The 23,399-nt window shown below is 71.6% G+C and carries 22 protein-coding genes; 6 read left to right on the top strand and 16 right to left on the bottom strand.

Translation table 11 applies throughout. From position 1 onward, the window contains the following. Positions 1–190: 190 nt before the first annotated feature. From ACQP1V_RS34780 to ACQP1V_RS34755, 6 genes are all read right to left on the bottom strand, one after another. On the bottom strand, positions 191–670 hold the full coding sequence (locus ACQP1V_RS34780) for a hypothetical protein (RefSeq protein ID WP_433414609.1): 480 nt from the start codon (positions 668–670) through the stop codon (positions 191–193). Positions 671–801: 131 nt separating this feature from the next. Continuing rightward, the gene (locus ACQP1V_RS34775) at positions 802–3,126 is read right to left on the bottom strand and encodes a DUF4132 domain-containing protein (RefSeq protein ID WP_433414608.1); all 2,325 of its coding nucleotides are present in this window, start codon (positions 3,124–3,126) and stop codon (positions 802–804) included. Between the two features lie 165 nt (positions 3,127–3,291). Next, positions 3,292–3,684, bottom strand: coding sequence for a hypothetical protein (locus ACQP1V_RS34770; RefSeq protein WP_067132563.1), 393 nt, complete (start codon positions 3,682–3,684; stop codon positions 3,292–3,294). A gap of 241 nt (positions 3,685–3,925) precedes the next feature. Continuing rightward, on the bottom strand, positions 3,926–6,223 hold the full coding sequence (locus ACQP1V_RS34765) for a glycoside hydrolase family 6 protein (protein ID WP_433414606.1): 2,298 nt from the start codon (positions 6,221–6,223) through the stop codon (positions 3,926–3,928). Positions 6,224–6,263: 40 nt separating this feature from the next. Beyond that, a complete protein-coding gene (locus tag ACQP1V_RS34760) occupies positions 6,264–7,247 on the bottom strand; it encodes a GNAT family N-acetyltransferase (protein WP_433414604.1) in 984 nt (327 codons plus the stop codon). A gap of 124 nt (positions 7,248–7,371) precedes the next feature. Continuing rightward, positions 7,372–7,617 (bottom strand): DUF2630 family protein, encoded by a 246-nt coding sequence (locus ACQP1V_RS34755; RefSeq protein WP_387413725.1) that lies wholly within the window; start codon positions 7,615–7,617, stop codon positions 7,372–7,374. Between the two features lie 267 nt (positions 7,618–7,884). Between ACQP1V_RS34755 and leuA the strand changes: the two genes are divergently transcribed. Then, complete coding sequence (gene leuA, locus ACQP1V_RS34750) at positions 7,885–9,609, top strand: 2-isopropylmalate synthase (RefSeq protein WP_433426060.1); 1,725 nt, start codon at positions 7,885–7,887, stop codon at positions 9,607–9,609. Between the two features lie 221 nt (positions 9,610–9,830). Here the strand turns inward: leuA and ACQP1V_RS34745 are convergent, their stop codons facing one another. The 3 genes from ACQP1V_RS34745 to ACQP1V_RS34735 are packed head-to-tail and all read right to left on the bottom strand — an operon-like array spanning position 9,831 to position 12,130. Then, a complete protein-coding gene (locus ACQP1V_RS34745; RefSeq protein WP_433414601.1) occupies positions 9,831–10,763 on the bottom strand; it encodes a nucleotidyl transferase AbiEii/AbiGii toxin family protein in 933 nt (310 codons plus the stop codon). Beyond that, on the bottom strand, positions 10,693–11,388 hold the full coding sequence (locus ACQP1V_RS34740; protein WP_433414599.1) for a type IV toxin-antitoxin system AbiEi family antitoxin domain-containing protein: 696 nt from the start codon (positions 11,386–11,388) through the stop codon (positions 10,693–10,695). Before ACQP1V_RS34740 ends, ACQP1V_RS34745 begins: the two co-directional genes overlap by 71 nt. Positions 11,389–11,431: 43 nt before the next feature. Then, on the bottom strand, positions 11,432–12,130 hold the full coding sequence (locus ACQP1V_RS34735) for a TetR/AcrR family transcriptional regulator (protein ID WP_067132545.1): 699 nt from the start codon (positions 12,128–12,130) through the stop codon (positions 11,432–11,434). 113 nt (positions 12,131–12,243) lie between these two features. Here ACQP1V_RS34735 and ACQP1V_RS34730 point away from each other — a divergent pair, with 113 nt between their 5' ends. After that, positions 12,244–12,591: a YrdB family protein gene (locus tag ACQP1V_RS34730; protein ID WP_433414597.1), complete on the top strand. Its 348-nt coding sequence runs from the start codon at positions 12,244–12,246 to the stop codon at positions 12,589–12,591. Positions 12,592–12,720: 129 nt separating this feature from the next. Then, positions 12,721–13,107 (top strand): hypothetical protein, encoded by a 387-nt coding sequence (locus ACQP1V_RS34725; protein ID WP_433414595.1) that lies wholly within the window; start codon positions 12,721–12,723, stop codon positions 13,105–13,107. Here the strand turns inward: ACQP1V_RS34725 and ACQP1V_RS34720 are convergent, their stop codons facing one another. After that, positions 13,108–13,971 carry a hypothetical protein gene (locus ACQP1V_RS34720; RefSeq protein WP_433414593.1) on the bottom strand — a complete coding sequence of 288 codons (864 nt, stop codon included), beginning with the start codon at positions 13,969–13,971 and terminating at the stop codon, positions 13,108–13,110. A gap of 1 nt (position 13,972) precedes the next feature. Beyond that, positions 13,973–14,302: a PadR family transcriptional regulator gene (locus ACQP1V_RS34715; protein WP_433414591.1), complete on the bottom strand. Its 330-nt coding sequence runs from the start codon at positions 14,300–14,302 to the stop codon at positions 13,973–13,975. A gap of 66 nt (positions 14,303–14,368) precedes the next feature. Between ACQP1V_RS34715 and ACQP1V_RS34710 the strand changes: the two genes are divergently transcribed. After that, positions 14,369–15,286, top strand: a complete 918-nt coding sequence (locus ACQP1V_RS34710; protein WP_433414589.1) for a Gfo/Idh/MocA family protein — start codon at positions 14,369–14,371, stop codon at positions 15,284–15,286. Positions 15,287–15,325: 39 nt separating this feature from the next. On the opposite strand, the gene ACQP1V_RS34705 is transcribed toward ACQP1V_RS34710, so the two are convergent. The 3 genes from ACQP1V_RS34705 to ACQP1V_RS34695 form a co-directional block, all read right to left on the bottom strand. After that, positions 15,326–16,336, bottom strand: a complete 1,011-nt coding sequence (locus ACQP1V_RS34705) for an acetamidase/formamidase family protein (RefSeq protein ID WP_433414587.1) — start codon at positions 16,334–16,336, stop codon at positions 15,326–15,328. After that, positions 16,333–17,754, bottom strand: coding sequence for an APC family permease (locus ACQP1V_RS34700; protein ID WP_067132522.1), 1,422 nt, complete (start codon positions 17,752–17,754; stop codon positions 16,333–16,335). Before ACQP1V_RS34700 ends, ACQP1V_RS34705 begins: the two co-directional genes overlap by 4 nt. Before the next feature lie 142 nt (positions 17,755–17,896). Further along, positions 17,897–19,000 (bottom strand): substrate-binding domain-containing protein, encoded by a 1,104-nt coding sequence (locus ACQP1V_RS34695; protein WP_433414585.1) that lies wholly within the window; start codon positions 18,998–19,000, stop codon positions 17,897–17,899. Between the two features lie 147 nt (positions 19,001–19,147). On the opposite strand from ACQP1V_RS34695, the gene ACQP1V_RS34690 reads away from it, so the two are divergent. Together ACQP1V_RS34690 and ACQP1V_RS34685 are read left to right on the top strand one after the other, a co-directional pair. Then, positions 19,148–19,663, top strand: coding sequence for a MarR family winged helix-turn-helix transcriptional regulator (locus tag ACQP1V_RS34690; protein ID WP_433414583.1), 516 nt, complete (start codon positions 19,148–19,150; stop codon positions 19,661–19,663). A gap of 100 nt (positions 19,664–19,763) precedes the next feature. Next, positions 19,764–21,344, top strand: a complete 1,581-nt coding sequence (locus tag ACQP1V_RS34685; protein ID WP_433414581.1) for an alkaline phosphatase D family protein — start codon at positions 19,764–19,766, stop codon at positions 21,342–21,344. On the opposite strand, the gene rocD is transcribed toward ACQP1V_RS34685, so the two are convergent. Both rocD and ddaH read right to left on the bottom strand, forming a co-directional pair. Then, entirely contained in the window at positions 21,331–22,542 is a 1,212-nt protein-coding gene (gene rocD, locus ACQP1V_RS34680) for an ornithine--oxo-acid transaminase (RefSeq protein WP_433414579.1), read from the bottom strand. The genes ACQP1V_RS34685 and rocD overlap by 14 nt on opposite strands. Then, positions 22,539–23,390, bottom strand: coding sequence for a dimethylargininase (gene ddaH / locus ACQP1V_RS34675; RefSeq protein WP_387413746.1), 852 nt, complete (start codon positions 23,388–23,390; stop codon positions 22,539–22,541). The genes rocD and ddaH overlap by 4 nt, the downstream gene beginning before the upstream one ends. Positions 23,391–23,399 lie beyond the last annotated feature (9 nt).

Raw genomic sequence — 23,399 nt, 5'->3', positions numbered from 1 at the left:
GGACCTCTCGAACGTGGGCGGCCGTCCGGCCCCCGCCGCCACGACCTCGCGGCGGCGGGCGTCCGCCTTCAGGGCGTGGGATCGCGGTGACCGGCGCCGCGGGCCGATCGTGCGGGTGGAGGCCGCGGGCGGTCGGCCGGATGCGCGGGCGGCGGTTCGTCGGGCCGGGGCCGGGGCCGGGGCCGTGCCGTCAGCGGCGGCGCAGGAGGGCGGCGGCGGCCAGGGCGGCGACCACGACGGAGGCGATCAGAGCGGCGAACCAGCCGTACTGAACGGTGGGATGCACGTCCACCAGGCCGGGGATGCGGAAGCTCAGCCGCTCGACCCACTCCTGCGGATCGGTCAAGAACATGGCCAGCGCGAACGCGGCGACGGCGCCGGGCAGGATCGCGAACCCGGTGAACAGCCGGCTCCGCGTCATCCCGAGAACGCCCAGCAGCGTGGCCGTGACGCCCGCGCCCAGGACGAACCAGCCCGGGGCCCGGTCGACGCCGCGGATCGCCTGGGTGAGCTCGGTGCCCACCAGGCCGAGCTCCGCCGTCACCCCGGCCCAGGGAAGGACGGCGGTGACGGCGAGCGCCAGGCCGGTGACGATCACGGCCATGGAGATCAGCGTCCCCCCGCCGCTCCCGGTGGGAACCCTGTGCGGGGGCGAAGTGAGGTCGGCCACGATCACAGGCTACGGCCCGGGGCGCCGCCCTGCCATCGTTCGAGGACGCGCCCCGTGCCGGTGGTTGTGCGAGGAGCGGCATGGAGTGCGTCTCGCCGCCGTACGGCACGGCACGGGAGAGGCGTGCCGGGTCACCCCTTGATCTGCCGCAGGATGGACTCGTCCTCGATCTCGCTGTCGCGGGCCAGCAGGAACGCCTTGCTGAGGATCAGCCCGAGTCGCCCGTCCTCCTCGAACGGCAGGAAGACGTCGTCGGCCGCGTGCGGGGCGCTGACGACGCACAGGTAGACGTCGCCGGGGTCCATGAGGATGTTGGCGCTGCCCAGATGGATCCGGTAGCTCCGCAGATCGCCCCGGACCATCAAATAGCGGTCCGTCAGGACGCAGCGCTCCGCGATCGCGGTGCGCGGCAGCAGGCGGGCCAGCGCGTCCCGACGGACCTCGGCCGACGGCGGCAGCGGGCCGAAGGCGGCAGTATGCCAGTAGTCGCGGTGGCCGTCGCCGCGGTCGGCCCACCCGGGATCGGTGGCGATCGACGTGACCGCGATGAACAGGTCCACGTCCCGCATCGCCTCGCTGAACACCAGCGGCGGCACCTCGGTGAGCGCTACCTGCCGCCATTCGCCGTTTTCGTTGCGATTGAAGCGGATCTGGTCGGTGGTGGCGTGCTCGCCCGAATCGTCGGCCTCGTGGAGGAACGACGCCCGCCAGCGTCCTCCGGCGAGCACGCACTGGGCCTCGCCGTGGCGGCCACCGTCCCACGGGCCCAGCATGTCGGCCGCCCAGCCGCGCTGCTTGAACAGCGCGTACAGCTTCCGGTAGTCCACCACGTGGGCGGCGAACCGGTTGGAGTAGCCGCCGGTGCGCTCCTCCGCGGGGGTGAGCGGGTAGATCTCACGGAACGCCTGCTTGAACGGCTGCCTGATCCGTTCCTCGCTGACCCGTTCGCGCCAGGCGCGAACGTCGTCGAGAGAGGCGCGGGCCGGATGCCACAGCCGGACCGGGGCGTCGGGTGACGGCGCGACCCCGGTGATTCCGGCGATGTCGGCGTCCGAGGCGCCGCCCAGTACGCTCACCCGCCGCCCGGGGGAGACCTCGATCTCCCAGATCAGCCGCCGCGCGACGGTCCCGGCGATCGGATGGCCGGCCAGCCGCCGCCAGGTCGCGTACGGATGGGCGGTCTCGCCGGGGAATCCCGCCTCCAGCGCGCGGATCAGCGTGGTGAGCTGCCGGCGGGCTCGCCCGGTCAGGTCGCGCAGGCGCTTGACCTCGTCGGCGTGGTCTCGCCGTACCGCCGCGGGCACCCCTTTGAGCCGTTTGTCACCCTGCCACCAGGTCAGCTCGACGTCGTCGCCGACGGAGATCACGGCCGCGTGCCCGCCGAGGGGCACGCGGAGCCGCCCGCCCGGCTCGAACCCGAGGTCCGGCATCCGGAACGCCACCTCGACCCGATCGGCCAGCGCGCGTTCGATCCCCTTGGTCGTGCGGTCGAGTCGCTTGGGCACGCTCGCGTGCCGCGTCACCTCCCGCGCGGCCCGCAGCGCGTCGATCGCCTCCGGGGTCGGGAACTCCACGGCAGCGCGGGCCATCTCGTACAGCAGGCCCTGGGAGGGCAGCGTCCGCGCCGCAGTGGGCGCCACGGCCACGCCGCGCACCAGCCGGTCGAAAAGGTCGGGCAGCCACGGTTCGTCCTGCCGCAGCGCCAGCCGTACGGCCCGGCCGAGCACGTCCTTCTCCTTGTCGTCGAAGGCGCGGTCGGCGCGATAGGGGATCTCGCCCGCGTGGATGGCGGCGACCCTGGCGTCGGCGGCTTCCAGCGCGGAGCGGGCGAAGGCCGCGTACTCCGGGATCGCGGCCAGCCGCTCCCAGGCGTCGGGCAGCGGGGGAGGGCAGCCGTAGTTCCTCTCGGTGACCTCGGCCAGCAGGGCCCGGCGCTCCGCCTCCCAGCCGAGCAGCAGGTCGATCTCGCCCACGGCGATCGAACCCGGCCCGTCCCTGAGCACCGCGGCCACCTCCTCGTCCAGCCCGGCGAGCCCGGCGACCACCAGCAGCGCGTGCGGGTGCTCGACGCGGTCCGCGGCGAGGTGGAAGCGCACCAGCTCCCGCGCGGGCTCGGCGAGGTCGGCATGCGGCGGGCCGCCGGGGCAGCGCACCAGCGCCGCCGCCGCCAGGGGAAGGTTGGACCACTTGCGTTCCGGCAGCCCGTCCATGAGGGCCAGGAACAGGTCGGCGCACGCCTCCGGCGTGAACGACGGCTGGCGCTCCTTGACGGCGTCCTCCACCACGAACCTCGCCGACATCGCCGGGCCTCCGCTCCCGGACGTCCGGTACGCGTACGGCAGGAGCGAGCCCAGGTCGGAGGTGGTCAGGTAGGACTGCTCGAACCACGGGTCGCCGGCGGCGGCCGGGTCGGTCATGAGTGCGCGCAGGGCCAGCGCGGAGGGAGAGAGGGGCATCAGGATCATCCCTTGATGTGGCGGGCGACGGCCGGATCGGCTGCGGCGATGTCGTTGAGGATGTCGTCGAGGAGGAACTCCGTGGAGAGGATCACAACAGCATGCGGTCGCCCTTCTCGAACGGCGGGCCGGACCGGTGGGCAAGCTCGTCGACGACGCCCACGGTCAGCCCCCGACCAGGGGAACGAGCTTGACGAAGGACACCACGGGGTCGGCCGTCAGGTCGATCTCGTCGGCCAGGTCCTCGATCTGCCGGTCGCCGACCAGGAGGATGAAGCCGTTGCGGGCGAACGCCGCCTCGGCGGCGTCGGCCTGCCGCTCCCAGTCGAGCCTGCGGGCCGCGCGCATCCGGTAGCCGTTCAGCTCGGCCTCGGCCTCGGTCGGCCGGACCAGGCCGCGGAAGTGAGCCGACGGAGCCGCGTTGTATCGGGCGACCTCCTCGCGCACGCGCAGCCGTACCAGCTCTCGGGCGGTGATCCGCTCGGGCAGGCCGGGCAGGACGAACTCGTCCAGCGACCTGCCGGTCGCGGTCTCATCGCGGAAGGTGACCAACGCCATCGGACGTCCCTTCGCTCGTCGGGGGCGATGCGAGATTCTTAGCATCCTGGGCCGACAGAACCCCGTCCTCCGCGACCTGGATACCGGCGGTCCTGCCGGCACCCGACCTGATCAGCCGGACAGCGGGTAGCCGCCCGGGGATCGCCGTCGCGCAGCGGCTCGCCCACGTCGTCGTTCGTCATCGGTCCCATCCGTGGGTCGCTGCATGATCGTGATCGGCCGGCCGCGGAGGTCGCCGTCGTCAGGACAGGGGCGGGACGGCGTCCTTGGCCCGCTGGAGGGCGAGGTCCGGCCAGAACTCGCCGCCGCGCGGCGCCACCAGCCCGTAGACGGGGTCCTCCGGCCCGGAGGTGCCGCGTGTACAGGTGCCGTTCGACTTGGTGGGGTCGCGGATCCACAGGTAGGCGTCGGCCAGCCCGCTCGCGGTGTCCGTTGCGGGGCGCGGGCCGAGACCCCGGCCGGGCGGGTTGCACCACTCCTGGGCCTGCTTGTATTTCTTGGCCGGCGGACGCCACCCGCCCCTGCCGTTCCTGCCGGTGTCGATGACGAAATGGGGCAGTCCCGGGGTGTCGTCGGGAACCGCGTCCACCTCGGGCCCGAGGCAGCGGCTCCCGCCGCCCGTCTTCGTGAGGTGCACGCATTTCGCCAGCCGCACGCCGTACGCCTCGACGGTGTCGGTCGGCTGGAAGCCGGAGGCGTTGAGGAAGAATCCGTCGGCCTGATCCAGGCCCGCCTTGATCAGGCGGCTCGCGGCGTCCTCGATCGACGGCCAGTACCGCTGTCCGCCGTCGAGGTAGACCGCGGTCCGCGGGAGCGCGCCGAGCCGCTTGACCGCGCTGGAGAGCTGGTCGTAGCGGGTCTGCTCGCCGTTCGGGCCACCGAGGGCGCAGCCCGGCGTGCCCGGGACCTTGCTCAGGCTGTTGGGCTCCAGGACGACCACGGCCGGGCGGTCGCCGATGGCGGTGGCGATCGCGCCGATCCAGGACGCGTACGCCCGCGAGTCGGGCGCGCCGTTGGGGTAGCAGTCGCGCAGCGGCAGGCGGTCCGTGACGAACACGGGGACCGCCCCCTGCTTCCCTGCCGCGTCGAGCGCCGTGTTCACGATCCGGGCGGCGTCGGCGTCGGTCATGCGCGCCTCCAGCCAGACCGACCGCGGGACTCGGGCGAGCGCCCGCATGAGGGCGGCGTCGCCGTGCCGCCCCGCTGCCTGCCAGGCCGACGCCTGGCGGGCCGGGTCGCCGTCGGGGCTCACATAGAGCCGTACGGCACGGCCGGTCAGCGGGTTGCCGTCCTTCGCGCCGTCGTTCGCGTCGTCTGTCGTGTCGCCTGTCGTGTCATCTTTCGCGTTGTTTTTCACATCGTCGGACTCCCCGCCGGTCCCGCCTCCCGCCGCGGAGGGGGAGGCGGCGGCGGTGGCCGCGGGCGGCGCGGACGCGCTCCGCGAGGTGATCGCCTGTCCCGGCGAACCGTCGTCGCCGCCCGCCGCGCCGATCCGCAGGGCGACGACCACCCCGGCCGTCAGGAGCGCGACGGCGGCGGCCGCCGCCCCGGCGAGGACCCCGGTCCTGCGTCGTGCGACGACCGTGCCCTCGTCCGCCGTACCGCCTGTGCTCGCCGTGGAGCCGGTCCCACCGGTCTCGTGCGTCCCACTGGTCTCAACGGGCTCGGCGCTGTCCCGCACGTACGGGGCCTGACCGGCGGGGGTGCGGCGGGTGAGGGCGTCGAGGAGCTGCTGCGCGGTGGGGCGGTGGGCGGGGTCTTTGGCGAGGGCGTGGGCGACGGTGGCGCGTAGGTGGGGTTCGAGTGTGGTGAGGTCGGGTTCGTGGTGGACGATGCGGTAGAGGACGCTGGGCGGTGGTCCGTCGCCGAAGGGGGCGTGGCCTGAGGCGGCGTAGGCGACGAGGGCGCCCCAGGCGAAGATGTCGGAGGCGGGGGTGACGTGTTCGCCTCTGGCCTGTTCGGGGGGCATGTAGGCGGGGGTGCCGACGATGGCGCTGCTGACGTGGGCGCCGGCTTCGGCGAGCTGGGCGATGCCGAAGTCGATCACCTTGGGGCCGAGCGGAGACAGCAGGACGTTCCCCGGCTTGAGGTCGCGATGGACGATCCCCGCGGCGTGGATGGCTTGCAGTGCGACCGCGACGCTCACCGCGACGCTCTCGAGATGCGAGCCGCTGAGCGGCCCGTGGTCGCGTACGGCCTGCTGGAGGGTGGGCCCCGGGACGTATTCGGTGACGAGATAGGCGGTGTCGCCCTCGACGTCGGCGGCCAGGACGGGGGCGGTGCAGAAGCGGGCGACGCGCTGGGCTGCGGAGATCTCGCGGGTGAAGCGGCGGCGGAAGTCGGGGTCGGCGGCCCACTGCGGGTGGATGAGCTTGATCGCGACCGGGTCGCCGCCGGGGGCGCGCCCGAGGTAGACGGTGCCCATCCCGCCCTGGCCGAGCCGGCGGAGCAGGGCGAACGGCCCGACCTGGCGAGGATCCCCCTCGCGCAGGGCGTCACCTATCGGGGATTCATCGGGATTTCCACCGTTTGACGCCACTGCGGGATCATAACCAGCGACCCGGGGCCCAGCCAGCCGTTCAGACGCGGAGCTGCCACGCGTTCCAGGTGTCCAGCAGGCGGAACCCCATCAGCTCGTTGATCCGCAGCATGTACGCGTTGTAATCGGCGTTCCAGGTGATGATGCGCTCGACAGCCGGCTCGCAGGCGTGCAGCCAGGCGGCGTTGGCCAGCTTGAGCACCGCCCCGAGCCGGTGGCCGCGGTGCGCCCGGAGCACGCCGGTGTCCACCTGCCGCGCCCAGCCGCGGTGCTCCTCCGCGTCCACCAGGATCCGGGTGAAGCCCGCCGGCTCGCCGCCGACGGCATGCCGGGCGATCATCGTGTAGGCCGTGAGCCCGGCCCGCGCCACCTCCTCGTCGCCGGCCCGCATCCGCTCGGCGGTCCAGTGGTGGCCCTCCATCTCCAGGTCGCCCAGCGGCTCGTCGTTCATGGACGCCGCCAGGAGCGCCAGGTCGTCGAGCAACTCGTCACTCGCCGGGCCGGTCCACCGTTCGAGCATGTACCCCCGTGCGTGACGCGCCGCGTCGGCCCGCATGAGCTCGAAGGACGCCCAGTCCACGGTGCGCAGGTCGAGGACGCGGCGCGCCTCCGCCGTGGCCTTCGCGAAACCCTTCGCCTTCGCGAAGGCCGCGCCCGGACCGCCCGTCGGCGTCTCGCCGATGAGGAGACTGCGCCCCTCGTCGCGGGCTCGGCCGATCGCGTGGTCCAGCAAAGCCCCGCCCAGGCCCCGGCGGTGTCGATCGGGGTGGACGAGGAGGAAGACCAGGTTCGCGATATGGGTGTTGTCCTCCCGCGGGTAGTACAGGGTGTAGCCGCCGGCGATCTCGCCGTCCACCCTGACGACCCAGCTCTCCCCGGGCTCACCCGTCCAGCCGCTCTCCAGCATGGAGGAGAAGTGCCGCGGCGACATCGGGGCTCCGGGGTCGTCCACGGCCTGGTGGATCGCGTACAGGCCGGCCACCCGGTCGCCGGGGTCGGAGAGGCGGAGGCGCTCGAAGTGCATGCGCACCAGGAAACCGCACGGGCCGGTCGGGGTGCGACCGATTATCCGGACGGAGCGTCCGGGCCGCCCCAGCGCGGCGGCAGGACGGCCCCGGCGCTCGCCTATGTGCGCCCGCGGACGCGCGTCACCGCTCGTAGTCCTCGATCTCGTCGACCGGCCGCGGTATGCCGATGTCGGGGTCCTCTCCGGCGTCCCTGCTGGCCCGGCGCTGTCTGAGCAGGTCCCAGCACTGGTCGAGCGCGCTTTCCAGCGTCCGGATCCGCTCGTGCTCGTCCTCGGTGGTGAGCTCTCCCGCCGCCAGCCTTCCGCGTAAGGTGTGCTCCTCGTCGATGAGCTCGCCGATGCGGCGGAGGATCTCGTCGTCCCTCATGTTCGCCCCCTTTCCAGCGGAAGGCCGGTTATGTGTCCGGCCCCTCACCGTCCGGAGCATTCGACGCCGTCTGCTAGTCTCCATGGCGTGCTGCGCGGGCTTCTTCTTATCCGCCGCGGCGAGGGCCTGTAAGAGGTCGGCTCCCTCGCCGCGGAGACTGCCGTGCGCGTCGGCCGCCCCAGGTCATTTACCGGTGGCGAGCCCCTTTTTCCTGATCGGGATGCCCGTCTTTGCACGCTCGCACCGGCGCGTCCATCGAGGAGCATGATGTACCCGCAACAGCAGCCCAGCCCCATGCCCTACCACCGCTACACGCCGTTCGAGCCGATCCGGCTGGCGGACCGCACGTGGCCGGACAAGGTCATCGAGCGGGCGCCGCAATGGTGCGCCGTCGACCTGCGCGACGGCAACCAGGCCCTGATCGACCCCATGGACGCCCACCGCAAGCTCAAGATGTTCGAGCTGCTGGTACGCATGGGCTACAAGGAGATCGAGGTCGGCTTCCCCGCCGCCTCCCAGACCGACTACGACTTCGTCCGGCAGATCATCGAGGAAGGCCGCATCCCCGACGACGTCGTCATCCAGGTCCTCACCCAGGCGCGGCCCGAGCTGATCGAGCGCACCTTCGAGTCGCTGCGCGGCGCGAAGCAGGCCATCGTCCACCTGTACAACTCGACCTCGACGCTGCAGCGGCGGGTCGTGTTCGGTCAGGACAAGGACGGCATCACGGCCATCGCCGTCGAGGGCGCCAAGCTGTGCAAGAAGATGGCCGCCGAGATGGAGGGCACCGAGATCTTCTTCCAGTACTCCCCGGAGTCCTTCACCGGCACCGAGCTGGAGTACGCCGTCGAGGTCTGCAACGCCGTCAACGACGTCTGGCAGCCCACCCCCGACCGCAAGGTGATCGTCAACCTGCCCGCCACGGTCGAGATGGCCACGCCGAACATCTACGCCGACCAGATCGAGTGGATGAACCGCCACCTGGCCTACCGCGACTCGATCGTGCTGTCGCTGCACCCCCACAACGACCGCGGCACCGCCGTCGCCGCCGCCGAGCTGGGCTACCTGGCCGGGGCCGACCGCATCGAGGGATGCCTGTTCGGGAACGGCGAGCGCACCGGCAACGTGTGCCTGGTGACGCTGGCCATGAACCTGTTCTCCCAGGGCATCGACCCGCAGGTCGACATCCGGGACATGGACGAGATCCGGCGCGTCGTCGAGTACTGCAACCAGCTCCCGGTCCACCCCCGCCACCCCTGGGGCGGCGAGCTGGTCTACACCGCCTTCTCCGGCTCCCACCAGGACGCCATCAAGAAGGGCCTGGAGCACCTGGAGCGCGACGCGGCCGCGGCCGGCACCCCGGTGGACGACTTCACGTGGGCCGTGCCGTACCTGCCGATCGACCCGAAGGACATCGGCCGCAGCTACGAGGCGGTCATCCGGGTCAACAGCCAGTCGGGCAAGGGCGGCGTCGCCTACATCATGAAGGCCGACCACCAGCTCGACCTGCCGCGCCGGCTGCAGATCGAGTTCTCCCGCGTGGTCCAGGCGCAGACCGACGCCGAGGGCGGTGAGGTCACCCCGGCCGCCATGTGGGAGGCGTTCGCCGACGAGTACCTGCCGAACCCCGCCAAGCCGTGGGGCCGGCTCGGCCTCCTGGCGCACCGCGGGGCCTCCGCCGTGGACGACAAGGACGTGATCAACGCGGACATCCGCGTCGACGGCGAGATCCGTGATATCGAGGGGGTCGGCAACGGCCCGATCTCGGCCTTCTGCGACGCCCTGCGCGGCATCGGCGTGGATGTGCGGGTGCTCGACTACACCGAGCACGCGATGAGCGCGGGCGCCGACGCCAAGGCCGCGTCCTACGTCGAGTGCGAGGTCGCCTTCGAGGGCGGCTCCCAGACCCTGTGGGGCGTGGGCATCGACGCCAACACCACCACCGCGTCCCTGAAGGCGATCATCTCCGCCGTGAACCGCGCGAGCCGCTGACGCCCGCGCACCGATGACGGGAGCGCGGGCACGACCTGCCCGGCTCCCGGGACCGACGACATCCGGTCAGGCCCACGAGGCCGCGACGACCGGGCGCCAAAGCCATGGGAGGGGCGGTGGCCGTGCGACCCACGGCCACCGCCCCGTTCCGTTCCGTACCGATTTCGTTGGCGGTCACGCCAACAGCATGGTCGTGTGCTGCCCGTATCAGGGTCTGAATGCTAGGGCTCCCAGTGCAAGGCAGTCGGGTTCCACCGGCCCGTGCGCATCGAGCCGTCGAGCACCGGATTGACAAGGGCCCGGGCGAGTGAGAGAGCGGCGTCCAGATTCCGATAGCCGTCAAGTCCGGGTGCGTTTCCCGAGACCTTGGCATAGCCGGCGCGCCACATGATCTGATCTGGGACGTCGAGCGACGTATGCCTGCCGCTCTTCCGCAGCAGGCGTTCGGAGGTCAGCGCGGCACTCAGCACGGCCGCTTCGATGGAACGGCTCCTGGCGATGAGGACGATGTCGGCGAGGTCGCGGAAACGGGTGCTCGGCCGGTCGCCGTGCCGTTCCATGATGGCGCACACCTTGTCCGCCAGGGTGTCGCACAGGGGATAGAGCTGGTATTTCGGCTGGCACAGTCCGGGAATGCCGACCGGCACCAGTGGGTCGGCCTCCTCCAGGCTGCCGGTGACGGTCGCCCCCACCACCACGTCCAGGTGGAAGCGCTCGTATGGGCGAGGGCCGAGGAACGCCACCACGGGGACGCGCACTCCCTCGATGCCCTCGATCAGTCTGAGGCCGTGCCCCATCTGGAACGAGAAGTGGTCGCCGAGATCCTGCTGAAGTGACTCGTCCAGCAGTTGCGTCGCCTGTGCGGTGTCCTTCGCGTCGGCGGCGAGATCCAGGTCGGCGGAATGCCGAGCGTCTCTGAGCAATGCGAGCAGGGATATTCCGCCCTTGAGTACCCACCGATCGCCGTACGGGCCGGTGAAGCACCGGGCGAGCGCGCGATCGTAGGCGAACTGCCGACGTATCTGGGAGATGGAGTGAGGACGTGCGGCCGAGAGCTTCTTGAACCGGGCGGTGAGTGCCGCGTCAAGCGCACGGGGGGAGGCATACGGCAGATCGCTGTGGGCTTCCGTGAGCCTTCCGGGGGGTGGGAGCACGGGTGAGAGATATCAGGTGGTCGAGGAACTCCCGGGCGGGTGTCACGCCGTAGGCGGCGGCGTGCGGAGCCGCCGCGTCAGCGAGTTCCTTCCTCGTGGCGAGTCCCTGATCGAGGATGTCCGTCACGACATGGGAGATGTGCTGGCCGTCGTGGCGGTCCGCGAGAAGATCGCCGACCAGTCGTGCCGGTGCGGTGACCGGGAGCTGGTCATGCCACACGATGTCGCAGCGCCGGACGGGCGAGGTGTGGAACGTAACGTCGGCGCGCCGGGACCGCTTACGTTTGGGACACGTGAACTCGTGGACATCTCCGGTGAAGTCACCCACGCCGAGGACGAGCGAGGCGCTGCCGTGCGAGACGACGCCGGAGTCGATGTCACGGGCTTCCGCCTCGGTGCCGGGGTCGAGCTGGAGCCACGCTGCGCGAAGCTCGGTGAGCGGGCCGGAAGGCGAGCCGGGCAGGCGGTAGACGCCGAATGCGACACGATCAAGAACCCCGTCGTCCGTCAGGCGCGTCAGTTCCGCTGCGGAGACACCGTTGCGCATGGCCTGTCTTGCTGTGACGAGACCCCATTGTGCCTCGGCTATCGCACCGAGGGTGGCGATTGCGTGACTTCTTGTCATGGCACGACCCTTTCACATGTGAAAGGGTCGTGCCATGGCGCGGTCAGGCCGGGAGGCCGAGGAGGCGGGCGAGGCCGGTCATGTTGTGCTCGAAGAACTCGGCTCGGTGGTCGATCGTGCCGACGAACTGGCCGAACAGCTCGAAGCTCACCATGCCGAACAGGCCGGTCCAGGCGGTGACCGCCCGCGTGATCACGTCGTCCGACACCCCCGGGATGAGCATGCGGATCGCCTCCGCGTCGGGGGCGATGATCGCCGGCGGCTCGGGCAGGATGGCGGGCGGGACGAGACGCCCGGCGGTGTTGGCATCGGCGAGGATCCGGCCGTACACCGCGGTGTCCCGCGCCGCCGGGGCGATGGTGTCCTCGGGGGCGCGGTAGCCCGGCACCGGCGAGCCGTAGAGAAGGGCGTACTCGTGCGGGTGGGCGAGCGCCCATCCGCGTATGGCGTGGCAGACCGCCAGCCAGCGTCCCGTGTAGTCGTCCCGCGCGCAGGCGGCGTCGGCCTTCTCGGCGGCCTCCCCGAGGGCGTTGTATCCGTCGATGATCAGCGCGGTGAGGAGGTCGTCCCGGCTCGGGAAATAGCGGTAGATCGCCGAGGAGACCATGCCCATCTCCCGTGCCACCGCGCGCAGGGACAGCCCCGTCGCGCCCTCGGTGGCCAGGTGGCGGCGGGCGATGTCGGTGATCTCCCTGATCAGCTCGGCTCTGACTCGTTCCCGTGCGGTACGGCTCGCGCTCATGTCCCGGAGGCTACCAGAGCGGCGACAGAATTCGAGAGCACTGCTCTTGACGATAGCCGCTCTCATAAGAGAGCATTGCTCTCGAACGAGAGCGACAATTCGAAGGAGTGCCGATGCTCGCCGTGGCCAAGGGGGCCAACCTCGCCCTGATGTTCTTCCTCGAACTCGGTGTCCTGGTCGCGGTGGGGTACTGGGGGTTCACCCTCTCCGCCCCTCTCGCGGTCCGGATCCTCGCCGGGCTCGGCGCACCCGTGGTGTTCGGCACCCTCTGGGGACTCTTCGCGGCGGCGAACGGCGCGAGGTTCAAGCTGCACGGCCTGGCCAGGGCGGCGTTCGAGATCGCCTGGTTCGGCGGCGGCGCGGCCGCCCTCGTCGCGTCCGGGCTGGTCACGAGCGGTGTGGTCTTCGCCGGCCTCTACATCGTCAACGGCATCCTGCGCCTGGTCTGGCACCAGGTCTGAGGATCACCACCCGCCCGTAGGAATGAACAGGAGGAGGTACGCGGTTCCGACTACTTCGGTCCGGGCGCGTCGGACCAGTCGTTCCTCGGGGGGCGCTTCGTCGGGCCACTGCTCGCGGGACGGCACGCGATGGTCCTGAGCGACCCGGACATCCCGCACAGCTGGACCTACCTTCCCGACGTGGCGGCGGCTCTGGTCACGGTGGCGACCGACGAGCGCGCCTGGGGCCGGGCCTGGCACATCCCCACGAGCCCGGCGCGGGGCATGCGGGCCATGGCGGAGCGGCTGTGCGATCTGGCGGGGGCGCCCGCTCCCAGGCTCAGCCGCCTGCCGGGCTGGGCGCTCACGGCCGCGGGCGTCGTCTCGCCGCTCCTCAACGAGATGCGGGAGACGCGTTACCAGTTCGACCGGCCCTTCGTCGTGGACTCGTCGGCCTTCACCGCGACCTTCGGCGTCACCGCCACCCCGATGGACGAGGCGCTGGAGGAGACCATCGCCTCGTGGCGAGCCCGCTGATCAGGCGGTCGCGGGCTCGGGGAGCCCCGGAGGCCGGGGCGTGGACAGCGCGAACCGCGCGACCGCGACGCACATCGCCAGGCTGATCAGCACGCTCACCGCGACGGGGATCAGGAACCAGAGCGACATGCCGGACGCCCCCGACACGGTCAGTGCGATCGCGGGGAGCCAGCCGAGCGCGGTCACACCGGCTGCCAGCGCGGTGGCCTTCCCCGCCCAGCGCGCGGCACGCTCGAACGCGGGGACGGATCGCGCCACGTGGGGCAGGGCGAGTGCGAGTGAGAGCGCCGCCGGGGCGAGGAACCCGCCCCAGATGCCCTTGCCGAGCGGTCCGCTGGGGAAACCCATGCCCATGCCATAGGTGTCGGCGATCTGGGCGAAGGCGAAGACCAGCATGCCCAGCATGGTCAGTGCGGCCGGGGTCGGGATCGGGGTCGCCTGCTTCGACAGGGCGACCCGCCACAGGACGCGCGCGTGAAGCGGCACCGACCCCAGGATCGCCAAGCAGACCCCAGCGGTGAAGGCGATCGAGGACGCGGAGGCGAGAGCGGGGGCGAACCCGGTCGTCTCCACCGCGGCAGTCCATCCCTTGTTCAGGCTGGAGACGTCCCGTGTGGCAGGGTTCCAGAATGCCCACAGCGTGCACGCGCCGATCGCGAGCAAGGGCACCGGCTGGAGGAACGAGCCCCGACCCGACGGGATGAGCTTCGGGTGGGTCCACGCGTCAAGCGCGGCGAAGCACAGATCGGCCAGCGTGCGAAGGCGCACGGGCCGCGCGGCCAGCAGGTCGCGCATCTCGTCGCCGTAGCGGTCTCGCCAGGCGCGCGGATAGAGCCGGAGCAGCAGGTACGCCAGCGGTCGCATCTCAGACCACCCCCCATGACGGCCGGACCCGCTTGCTGCCGGCCGCCTCGATGCGGCGCAGCGTGGCGAGCTGCTCGGCCAGGGCCTCGCGGCCCCCGGGCGTGATCCGGTACGGCCGGCGCCGCTCGGCCACCGGCAGCGCCTCGATCCATCCGCGCTCCTCCAGCCGCATGAGCGCGCCGTACAGGGTGCCGGGTTCGAGTGTTGTGCCGGAGAACTCCTCGATGTCCTGAATCATGCGATAGCCGTGCTTGTCGCCCTCGGCCAGGCTGACGAGCACCAGCAGGGCGACGTCGGTGAAACGTCCCAGATCGGGTTGGCGACGGGCCATAGAGCACCTCCTCTATTCAGTTTCGCTTACTAAGTGAAACTTAGCAACGGCGATAGGCTCCCGTCCATGAAAATTGGGATCATCGGGCTTGGGGACATCGCCGAGAAGGCCTATCTGCCGGTGCTCGCGGCCACGCCGGGGATCGTGCCGCACCTGTGCACGCGCGACGAGGCCACGCTGGCCGCCCTCGGGGCGGCGTACCGGATCGACCGGCTCTTCACCGGTGTAGAGGAGCTGCTCGAATCGGGCGTCGAGGCGGCGTTCGTCCACGCCGCCACGAGCGCGCACGTGCCGATCGTCGAGGCACTCCTGGAGGCGGACGCGCACGTCTACGTGGACAAGCCGCTCAGCGACACGTTCGCGGACTCCGAGCGGCTGGTACGGCTGGCCCGGACGCGGGACAGGTCGCTGATGGTGGGGTTCAACCGCAGGTACGCCCCCGGCTACACGGCGCTGCGCGACCTGCCGCGAGACCTGGTGATCCTGGAGAAGAACCGGGTGGGAGCGGCGGCGGTGCCGCGCGCGGTGGTCTTCGACGACTTCATCCACGTGGTCGACACGCTGCGGTTCCTCGTGCCCGGCGAGGTCGCCGACGTCCGGGTGCGCACCCGCGTGCGGTCCGGGCTGCTCGAACACGTCGTGCTGGAGCTGGGCGGCGACGGCTTCACCGCCATCGGCGTCATGAACCGGGTCGGCGGCGCGACCGAGGAGACCTGCGAGGTCATGGGCGGCGGGCGCAAGCGGCGGGTGCTCGATCTCGGTGATGTGGTGGATCACGACGGCGGCGAGATCCTGTCCCGGAGGCCGCCGTGGACGCCGGTCGCGCGGCAGCGTGGCATCGAGCAGATCTGCCACGCGTTCCTGGACGCGGTCCGCGCGGGCCGCGTGATCCACGCCGACGACGCGCTCGTCACTCACGCGATGTGCGAGGACGTGGTCTCCGCCGCGCTCGCCGACGCGGATCTGGTGGCGCGGACGAGCTGATCCCGCCCCCCGAAGGGGACGGGATCGGGTCACGGAAGGTCAGCGGGAGGAGAGGTACTGCGCGCCGAGCGCGCGCAGGCGCGCGTGGGCCGACTCGTACACCTCGGGGCGGCCGAGGTAGGCCTTGGGCAGCTTGGCGACCATCGTGTAGTTCGTGTCGCACACGTTGCCCACGGGCGCCTCGCCGCCCTGGCTGACGAGCTGGTACGCGTCGAGCTCGTCCAGCCCGGTGAGCGCGGCCGACCAGGTGACCAGGTCGTGTTGGCTGATGCGGTAGGCGTCCTCCAGGGGACGGGCCGAGCCGGTGGACATCAGGTGGTCGTCGTCCTCCAGGCGCGGCCACGGGGTGCCGACGCCCTTGACCAGCTCGACCGCGACGACCGTGTTCATCGCGGCCTCGACCGCGGTGCCGCAGACCTCGCCGTGGCCCTGGCGGCAGTGCCCGTCCCCGATCGAGAACAGGGCGCCCTCCACGTTCACGCCGAGGTAGACGGTGACGCCGGCCCGCAGCTCAGGGGTGTCCATGTTGCCGCCGTGGGCGTCCGGGGTGATCGTCATCCGCGCCTCGGAGGCGGCCGGGGCGACGCCCACGGTGCCGTGCATCGGGTCGAGCGGCATCTCCACGCTGAAGTCGCTGTTCCGGGCCTGGTAGCGGACGGTCCGCTTCTCCACGTCCACGTCGTACATCCAGACGACCTCGTCGAGGGGAGGCTGGAGCGTCGCGGTGGTGTGGGTGCCGGTGAGCGCCCCGAAGTGGGGGAACGTCGTGGAGACGGCCCAGTCGCGGGCGGGCTCGATGGAGACGAAGTGCAGGGCGAGGGTGTCGCCCGGCTCGGCCCCCTCCACGTGGAAGGGGCCGGTGACCGGGTTGAGGAAGGGGAACTCGCACACCTTCGACGGCAGGTCCTCGGGGCCGCGCACCCGCCCGCCGAAGCAGTCCTCGGTGAAGAGTTCGAGGACCGTGCCGGGGGCGATTCGGGCCACGGCGGGCCGCCCGCCGAAGGTGTAGGCCAGGTCCTCGGCCTTGGGCCGGAAGGAGACGACGTTCACTCGGAGACCTCCGTCTCGTCGGGAAGAGTGGGGCGACGGCCCATGAGGATGAAGCCGATCAGGATCAGCACGCCGATCGCCAGCCAGGTCAGGCCGACCGCCTGGGCGGCGACCTTGGCGTTGATGACGACGTACAGCAGGATCAGGAAGCCTATCGCCGGGGCGATCAGGTGCCGCCACCAGTCCCGGCTGCGCTTCCGTACGACGTAGTGGACTACGACGGAGACGTGGAGCGCGAGGAAGGCGGTCATCGCGCCGAAGTTGATGAGCGAGGCGATTTGCCCGATGCCCTTGTCGTTGTTGGCCAGGATGAGTCCGAGGACCAGCGAGACGGCGGCGGTGAGGAACGTGGCGTTGACCGGCACCTTGTGCTTCGGATGGATCTTGCCCAGGAACCGGGGCAGCAGCCGGTCGCGGGCCATGGCGAACAGCAGGCGCGAGGTGGCGGCCTGAGCGACCAGCGAGTTGGCGAAGCCCCAGGCGATCGCGGTGGCGACGGCGGTCAGCACGCTCAGCCAGGGGCCGCCGGCGTACTCGGCGATGTCGTAGAACGCGTTGTCCCCGCCGTTGGCCAGCAGCTCCTCGCGGTTCGGTGCGAGCAGCGCGGCGACCCAGGTCTGCGTGATGAACAGCAGGCCGGCCAGCACGAGCGCGCCGACCATGGCGCGGCCGAGCTTGCGGGCGTCCTCCCGGCTCTCCTCGGCGAGCATCGAGATGCCGTCGAAGCCGAGGAAGGACAGTACCGCGACCGAGACGGCGCCGAACACGAGCGGCCCGGAGAACGTCGAGGAGTCGAAGATCGGGCTGAACGCGTCGCCGTGGCCCTTGCCCTGGGCGAGGGCGATGACGCCGACGACCAGGAAGATCGCCAGCACGATCAGCTGGGCGACCAGCATGATCTTGTTCATCCGCGCGGTCATCTGGATGCCGAAGTAGTTCACCGCCGTGTTGAAGACGATGAACATGATCAGCCAGGCCCAGATGGGAATCGCGGGCACGAACGACGCCATGGCCGCGCTCGCCACGAGATAGAGCAGCGTGGGCACGAGGATGTAGTCGAGCAGGATCACCCAGCCGGCGAGGAAGCCGACCGGGGCGCCGATCCCGCGGCCCGCGTAGGTGTAGACCGAGCCGGCCATCGGGAACGCCTTGGACATCTGGGCGTACGACAGGGCGGTGAAGGCCATCGCCACCATGCCGATGATGTAGGCCAGCGCGACCATGCCGCCCGAGCCTTGGAAAACGTCGCCGAAGATGCCGAACGGCGCGATCGGCACCATGAAGATCAGGCCGTAGATGAGCAGGTCGGTGAAGCTCAGCGAGCGCTGCAACTCCTGCTGATATCCGAACCGCTCCACGCCGGTCGCCGCGCTTTGCGGCGCCGCCGACGAGGAGGGCGTGGTGGAGGGGGAAGACATCGAGACTCCTTCGCACGCGGGGGGCAGAGCGTACGATAGGACTATTCCTTGAAAAGGAAAAGATTTCGTTTGTAAATCTTTGTGGCAGGCCATGACGGCGACGGTCAGACGGGCGTCATGCGGCGTCCCGGCACAGGTGGCGTCATCGTCCGGGGGAGGAGGTCACGAGATCGAAATCCAGGCCGTCGGCGCGCCCCACGTACACGCGTTGCGACACCTGCCGGTCCCAGAGCGTGAGGGGACCCCGGCCGGTGATGACGGTGGTCCCGTCGGCGATCGCCTCGACCGCGGGCACCGCGAGCGAGCCCGCGCGAGCGGCGAGGGCGGCGAGCATGAGCACGCCTTCGTAGCACCCGTGCCCATGTCCGTTGAGCAGCGGCGCGTCCGGCCCGAACCGCCGCGTGTAGCGTTCGTACAGCCCGAGGTTGTCGTCGGTGGCGATGCCGCCGAAGTACCCCATCGCGGTGTACAGCTCGCCGCTGAAGTCGCCTCCGATCGCCAGCAGGCCGTGCTCCTCCAGCGCGCCGCACAGGCGGGCGCAGCCCAGCCCGCTCGCCGCGAACGCCCGGTTGAACTCGATCAGGTCGCTGCCGATGAGGTTGAGCAGCACCGCGTCCGGCCGTGCGGCGGCCAGTTCCTCGATGACCCGTCCCATGTCGCGGGTGCCGGCGGGCAGGAACCGCTCGCCGACGACGCGCGCGGAGCGGGACGTGAGGTGCGCCCGCGCGGACGCGTGGACCAGATACGGCCAGATGTAGTCGTTGCCGAGCAGGAACCAGCGCCGTGCCCGCCGGTGGCCGACCAGCCAGTCGATGCCCGGGGCGACCTGCGAGGACGCCTGCTCGCCCAGGAAGTAGACGCCCGGAGAGCGCGGGCCGCCCTCGTACGGGGGCGTGTAGACGAACGGGGCCGCGCCGCGCAGCGCGCGCTCGATCCCGACGCGGACGTCGCTGGCGTGGGTGCCGACGACCGCTTGCACGGCTCCGGCCCGCACCAGCTCGGCGACCTCCGCGCCGACCTCGGCCGGGGCGCGGCCGCCGTCCACCAGGACCAGTTCGATCGGCCTGCCGAGCAGCCCGCCCGCGTCGTTCACCTCGGAGGCGGCCAGCAGCGCGCAGTTGATCGCGCCCGGCCCGACGAGGCCCAGCACGCCGGAGACAGGCGCCACCAGGCATACGCGCAGCGTGTCGGCCCTGAGCAGGTGCGCTTCCAGGGGGTCGATGACCATCGCGGCCGGATCGGTCACGGGGGAAAGTATCGTCCATCCGCCCCCGTGAAGGGAACCATCGGAAAGTGGGGGACGTCACGGCAAAGTACTGCCGAACACACGAAAGGGGCCCGCAATGGTCATGATGACGGTGCCGCGCCACGTCGCGGACGGGGCGGGGGCCGCGTGACGGCGGCGGGATCCACCGGCGAGAGCCGGGTCGTCCTCCCGGTCCAGAGGCCAGGGGGGCCGGAGGGGCCGGTCGGGGCGGCCGCGCCGTCGGGCCTCGCGTCCTCGCTCGCGTACCTGCTGAGCCGGGCCGAACGCGCGGTCAACCGCGAGCTGTCGGCGGCGCTCACGGCCGAGGAGGTCAGCGTCGAGCAGTGGCGCATCCTCCAGGCGCTCGCGGACGGGCGCGGCCACTCGATGGGCGGCCTCGCCGAGGCCGCGCTGATGCCGCACCCCACCCTCACGAAGGCGGTCGACCGACTCGTCGAGCGCGCCCTCGTCTACCGCGGGCACGACCCCGTCGACCGCCGCAAGGTGGCGGTCTTCCTGGCCGACCGCGGGCGTGGCCTCCTCGGCCGTCTGCAGGAGGGCATCGACGAGCACCGCCGGGCGGTCCTCGCGGTGTACGGCGCGGAGCGCACCGCGCGGCTCATGCGCGAGCTGGACGACCTGGTGCGGGCCCTGAACGCCTGACGGCCGCCGCGATCAGCCGGTCACCTGTTACGGCAGGAGATGATCGCCAGGCGCGGACGCCCCCTCGCGCCCGGCGCCGCGCCGCAGTAGATCTGTAGGCGTGGCACATCTGGTGATCGGCCCCATGCTCCGCCACGTCGACGCGGCGAGCGCGACGATCTGGGTGGAGACGAGCGAGCCGTGCGCGGTCACGGTGCGGGCGGGCGAGGCGCGTTCGGAGGAACGCACCTTCACCGTCCACGGGCACCATTACGCGGTCGTCGACGTCGCCCTCCCGCCCGTCCCGCCGCCCGGAGGCGTGCCGTACACGGTGGAGCTGGACGGCGCGGACGTGTGGCCGCTCCCGGACCTGCCGGCCACCGCGATCCGGCCGCTCACCCGGTTGCGCCGCCTGGTCTTCGGTACCTGCCGGACCAGCGTGCCGCACGACGGGCCATACGCGCGGACGCACGGCGTGGACGTCCTGCGCGCGTACGGGGCGCGGCTGATGGAGTCGGGGGAGCCGCCGGACCTGCTGATCATGCTCGGCGACCAGGTGTACGCCGACGAGCCGTCCCCGGACATGAAGGAGTTCATCGCCGGGCGACGCGGCGAAGGGCCCGAAGAGGTCGTGGACTTCGACGAGTACGCCGAGCTCTACCGCCGAGCCTGGTCGGACCCGGCCGTGCGGTGGCTGATGGCGGCGGTGCCGACCCTGATGATGTTCGATGACCACGACATCAGGGACGACTGGAACACTTCGGCGGTGTGGCGTGAGCACATGGCCGAGGCGCCGTGGTGGCGGCGGCGCATCGTGTCCGGGCTGGGCGCCTACTACGTCTACCAGCACCTCGGCAACCTCACGGCCGCGGAACGCGCGGCCGACCCCGTGCTCGCCGCGCTCAGGGTGGGCGACGGCGGCGCGGCGCTCGACGCGTTCGCGGAGCGGGCCGACGCCGCCCCCGGATCGGCCCGCTGGAGCTACCGCCGCGACATCGGGTCCACCCGGCTGATCATGCTGGACAGCAGGTGCGGCCGCGTCCTCACCCCGGGCGCCCGCCGGATGCTCGACGACGCCGGACGCTCGTGGCTGGAGGAATCGGCCGCCGGCGATGTCGACCACCTGATCGTCGGCTCCTCGCTGCCGGTGCTCCTGCCCCCGGCCATCCACCACGTGGAGAGCTGGAGCGAGGCCGTCTGCGACGGCGTGTGGGGGCGCCGGGCCGCCCGATGGGGCGAGCGCCTGCGCCGGTTCCTCGACCTGGAGCACTGGGCGGCGTTCCGCGGGTCGTTTGAGCACCTGGCCCGGCTGCTGACCGACGTGGCCGCGGGCGGCAGGGGACGGCCGCCGGCCACGGTGCTGCTGCTGTCCGGCGACGTCCACTACTCCTATCTCGCCTCCGTACGGCCGCCGCGCGGCGAAGGAGGCTCCCGGATCCACCAGATCGTCTGCTCGCCGATCCGCAACCCGCTGAGCCGGGCGCTCCGGGCGGCCAACGTCGTGGCGGCCGTCGCCGCGGCGGGCCCGCTCGGGCGTCTGGCGGCGCTGGCGGCCCGGCTGCCCCCGCCCCCGATCCGGTGGCGGCTGACGGCCGGGCCCTGGTTCGACAACGCGCTGGCGACCGTGGACTTCGCCCAGGACGCCGCCACCGTGACCTGGCGGACCCACGACGCCGAGCTGGGCTCGGTCAGGCTGCCCTGAGCTCCCGCAGGGCCTCGACGAGCTGGTCGACCGCCCAGTCCAGGTCCTCACGGGAGACCACGATCGGCGGGGCGAGGCGGATCGTCGAGCCGTGCGTGTCCTTCACCAGCACGCCGCGGCGCAGCAGGGCCTCGCTCACCTGGCGGCCGGTCCCGAGCGAGGGGTCGACGTCCACGCCCGCCCACAGGCCGCGCCCGCGTACGGCGACGACACCCGCGCCGACCAGCTCGCGCAGCCGGCCGTGGAGGTGCTCGCCCAGCTCGCGCGCCCTGGCCTGGAACTCGCCGGTGCGCAGCAGCCCGACGACCGCGGCGCCGACCGCGCAGGCGAGCGGGTTGCCGCCGAAGGTCGAGCCGTGCTGGCCGGGCCGGATGACGCCGAGGACGTCGGCGTTCGCCGCCACGGCCGAGACCGGCACGACGCCGCCGCCGAGGGCCTTGCCCAGGATGTACATGTCGGGCACGACGCCCTCGTGGTCGCAGGCGAAGGTGTGGCCGGTGCGGCCGAGCCCGGACTGGATCTCGTCCGCGATGAACAGGACGCCCCGCTCTGAACACAGGTCGCGTACCGCGCGCAGGTAGCCGTCCGGCGGCACGAGCACGCCCGCCTCGCCCTGGATCGGTTCGAGCAGCACGGCGACCGTGTTCTCGTCGATCGCCTCGCCGATCGCCTCCGCCGAGCCGTACTTCACGACCCGGAACCCCGGCGTGTACGGCCCGAAGCCGTCGTGCGCGTCCGGATCGGTGGAGAAGCTCACGATCGTGGTGGTGCGACCGTGGAAGTTGTCCTCCATCACGATGATGTTCGCCTGCTCGGCGGGGACGCCCTTGACCTCGTATCCCCACTTGCGGGCCACCTTGATGGCCGTCTCGACCGCCTCGGCGCCGGTGTTCATCGGCAGGATCATGTCCTTGCCGCACAGGTCGGCGAGACCGGCGGCGAACTCCGCGAACCGGTCGTGGAAGAACGCCCGGCTGGTCAGCGTGAGCCGGTCGAGCTGCTCCCGGGCGGCGGCGAGGATCACCGGGTTGCCGTGCCCGAAGTTGAGCGAGGAGTAGCCCGCCAGGCAGTCGAGGTAGCGGCGGCCCTCGACGTCGGTCACCCAGGCGCCCTCGGCCGACTGGATGACCACCGGCAGGGGGTGGTAGTTGTGCGCGCTCCGGCGCTCGCTCAGTGCGATGAGGTCGGCGGCGTTCATGCTCCCGTGGCCTCCCGGATCTCCAGCGTGCAGCACTTGGGTCCGCCGCCCGCCTTGCGCAGCTCGGACAGCTCGACGCGGACGACGTTGTAGCCGAGCCGCTCCAGCTCGCGGGAGAGGCCGGTCGCCTCGGCGTTGATGACCACGTTGGCGCCGTCGCTGACCGCGTTGAGCCCGAGGACGGCGGCGTCCTCCTCGGTGGCGATGACCGCGTCGGGGAACATCCGCCGCAGCACGTTGCGGCTCCCCTCGGAGAACGCCCCCGGGTAGTAGGCGACGTTGTGGCCGTCCAACGGGAACAGGGCGGTGTCCAGGTGGTAGAAGCGCGGGTCGATCAGCCGCAGCGTGACCACCGGGCGGCCGACGAACTCCTGCGCCTCCACGTGCGCCGCCACGTCGGTGCGGAAGCCGGTGCCGGCGAGCACCACGTCGTCGAGCGTGAGGAAGTCGCCCTCACCCTCGTTGGTGTGCGTCGGCTCCATCGTCTCGAAACTCCGGTCGGCGAACCAGCGCAGGTAGGCCGGCCCCTCGGCGGTGCGCTCCGCGTGGGTGAACTTGGCGCCGTAGACCCGGCCGTCCACCACGAGGGCGCCGTTCGCGGCGAAGACCATGTCGGGCAGGCCGTCCACCGGGTCGATGAGGCTCACCTTGTGGCCCAGCCGCTCGTAGGCCGCGCGCAGCTCCTCCCATTGCCGGACGGCCTGAGCCGTGTCCGCGCCCTGGTCCGGGTCCATCCACGGGTTGATCGCGTACGTCACGGCGAAGAACTCGGGGCGGCACATGAGATAGTGGCGCGCCGTACCCGTCCGGTCGCCGCTCGTGGCGGCGGGCAGGGTCGCAAGAGGCATGCGGAACTC

This window comes from Microtetraspora malaysiensis (assembly GCF_050947145.1).
GTDB lineage: Bacteria > Actinomycetota > Actinomycetes > Streptosporangiales > Streptosporangiaceae > Microtetraspora_A > Microtetraspora_A malaysiensis.
This window is presented reverse-complemented; position numbering and strand designations above follow the sequence as displayed.

Excerpts from the sequence above, each read along its gene's own strand:
- ACQP1V_RS34715 (WP_433414591.1), bottom strand. The coding sequence starts at position 14,302 with ATGGCCCGTCGCCAACCCGATCTGGGACGTTTCACCGACGTCGCCCTG.
- ACQP1V_RS34740 (WP_433414599.1), bottom strand. The coding sequence starts at position 11,388 with ATGACAAGAAGTCACGCAATCGCCACCCTCGGTGCGATAGCCGAGGCA.
- rocD (WP_433414579.1), bottom strand. The coding sequence starts at position 22,542 with ATGAACGCCGCCGACCTCATCGCACTGAGCGAGCGCCGGAGCGCGCAC.
- ACQP1V_RS34720 (WP_433414593.1), bottom strand. The coding sequence starts at position 13,971 with ATGCGACCGCTGGCGTACCTGCTGCTCCGGCTCTATCCGCGCGCCTGG.
- ACQP1V_RS34770 (WP_067132563.1), bottom strand. The coding sequence starts at position 3,684 with ATGGCGTTGGTCACCTTCCGCGATGAGACCGCGACCGGCAGGTCGCTG.
- ACQP1V_RS34735 (WP_067132545.1), bottom strand. The coding sequence starts at position 12,130 with ATGAGCGCGAGCCGTACCGCACGGGAACGAGTCAGAGCCGAGCTGATC.
- leuA (WP_433426060.1), top strand. The coding sequence starts at position 7,885 with ATGTACCCGCAACAGCAGCCCAGCCCCATGCCCTACCACCGCTACACG.
- ACQP1V_RS34755 (WP_387413725.1), bottom strand. The coding sequence starts at position 7,617 with ATGAGGGACGACGAGATCCTCCGCCGCATCGGCGAGCTCATCGACGAG.
- ACQP1V_RS34710 (WP_433414589.1), top strand. The coding sequence starts at position 14,369 with ATGAAAATTGGGATCATCGGGCTTGGGGACATCGCCGAGAAGGCCTAT.
- ddaH (WP_387413746.1), bottom strand. The coding sequence starts at position 23,390 with ATGCCTCTTGCGACCCTGCCCGCCGCCACGAGCGGCGACCGGACGGGT.
- ACQP1V_RS34730 (WP_433414597.1), top strand. The coding sequence starts at position 12,244 with ATGCTCGCCGTGGCCAAGGGGGCCAACCTCGCCCTGATGTTCTTCCTC.
- ACQP1V_RS34700 (WP_067132522.1), bottom strand. The coding sequence starts at position 17,754 with ATGTCTTCCCCCTCCACCACGCCCTCCTCGTCGGCGGCGCCGCAAAGC.
- ACQP1V_RS34725 (WP_433414595.1), top strand. The coding sequence starts at position 12,721 with ATGGTCCTGAGCGACCCGGACATCCCGCACAGCTGGACCTACCTTCCC.
- ACQP1V_RS34760 (WP_433414604.1), bottom strand. The coding sequence starts at position 7,247 with ATGCACTTCGAGCGCCTCCGCCTCTCCGACCCCGGCGACCGGGTGGCC.
- ACQP1V_RS34775 (WP_433414608.1), bottom strand. The coding sequence starts at position 3,126 with ATGCCCCTCTCTCCCTCCGCGCTGGCCCTGCGCGCACTCATGACCGAC.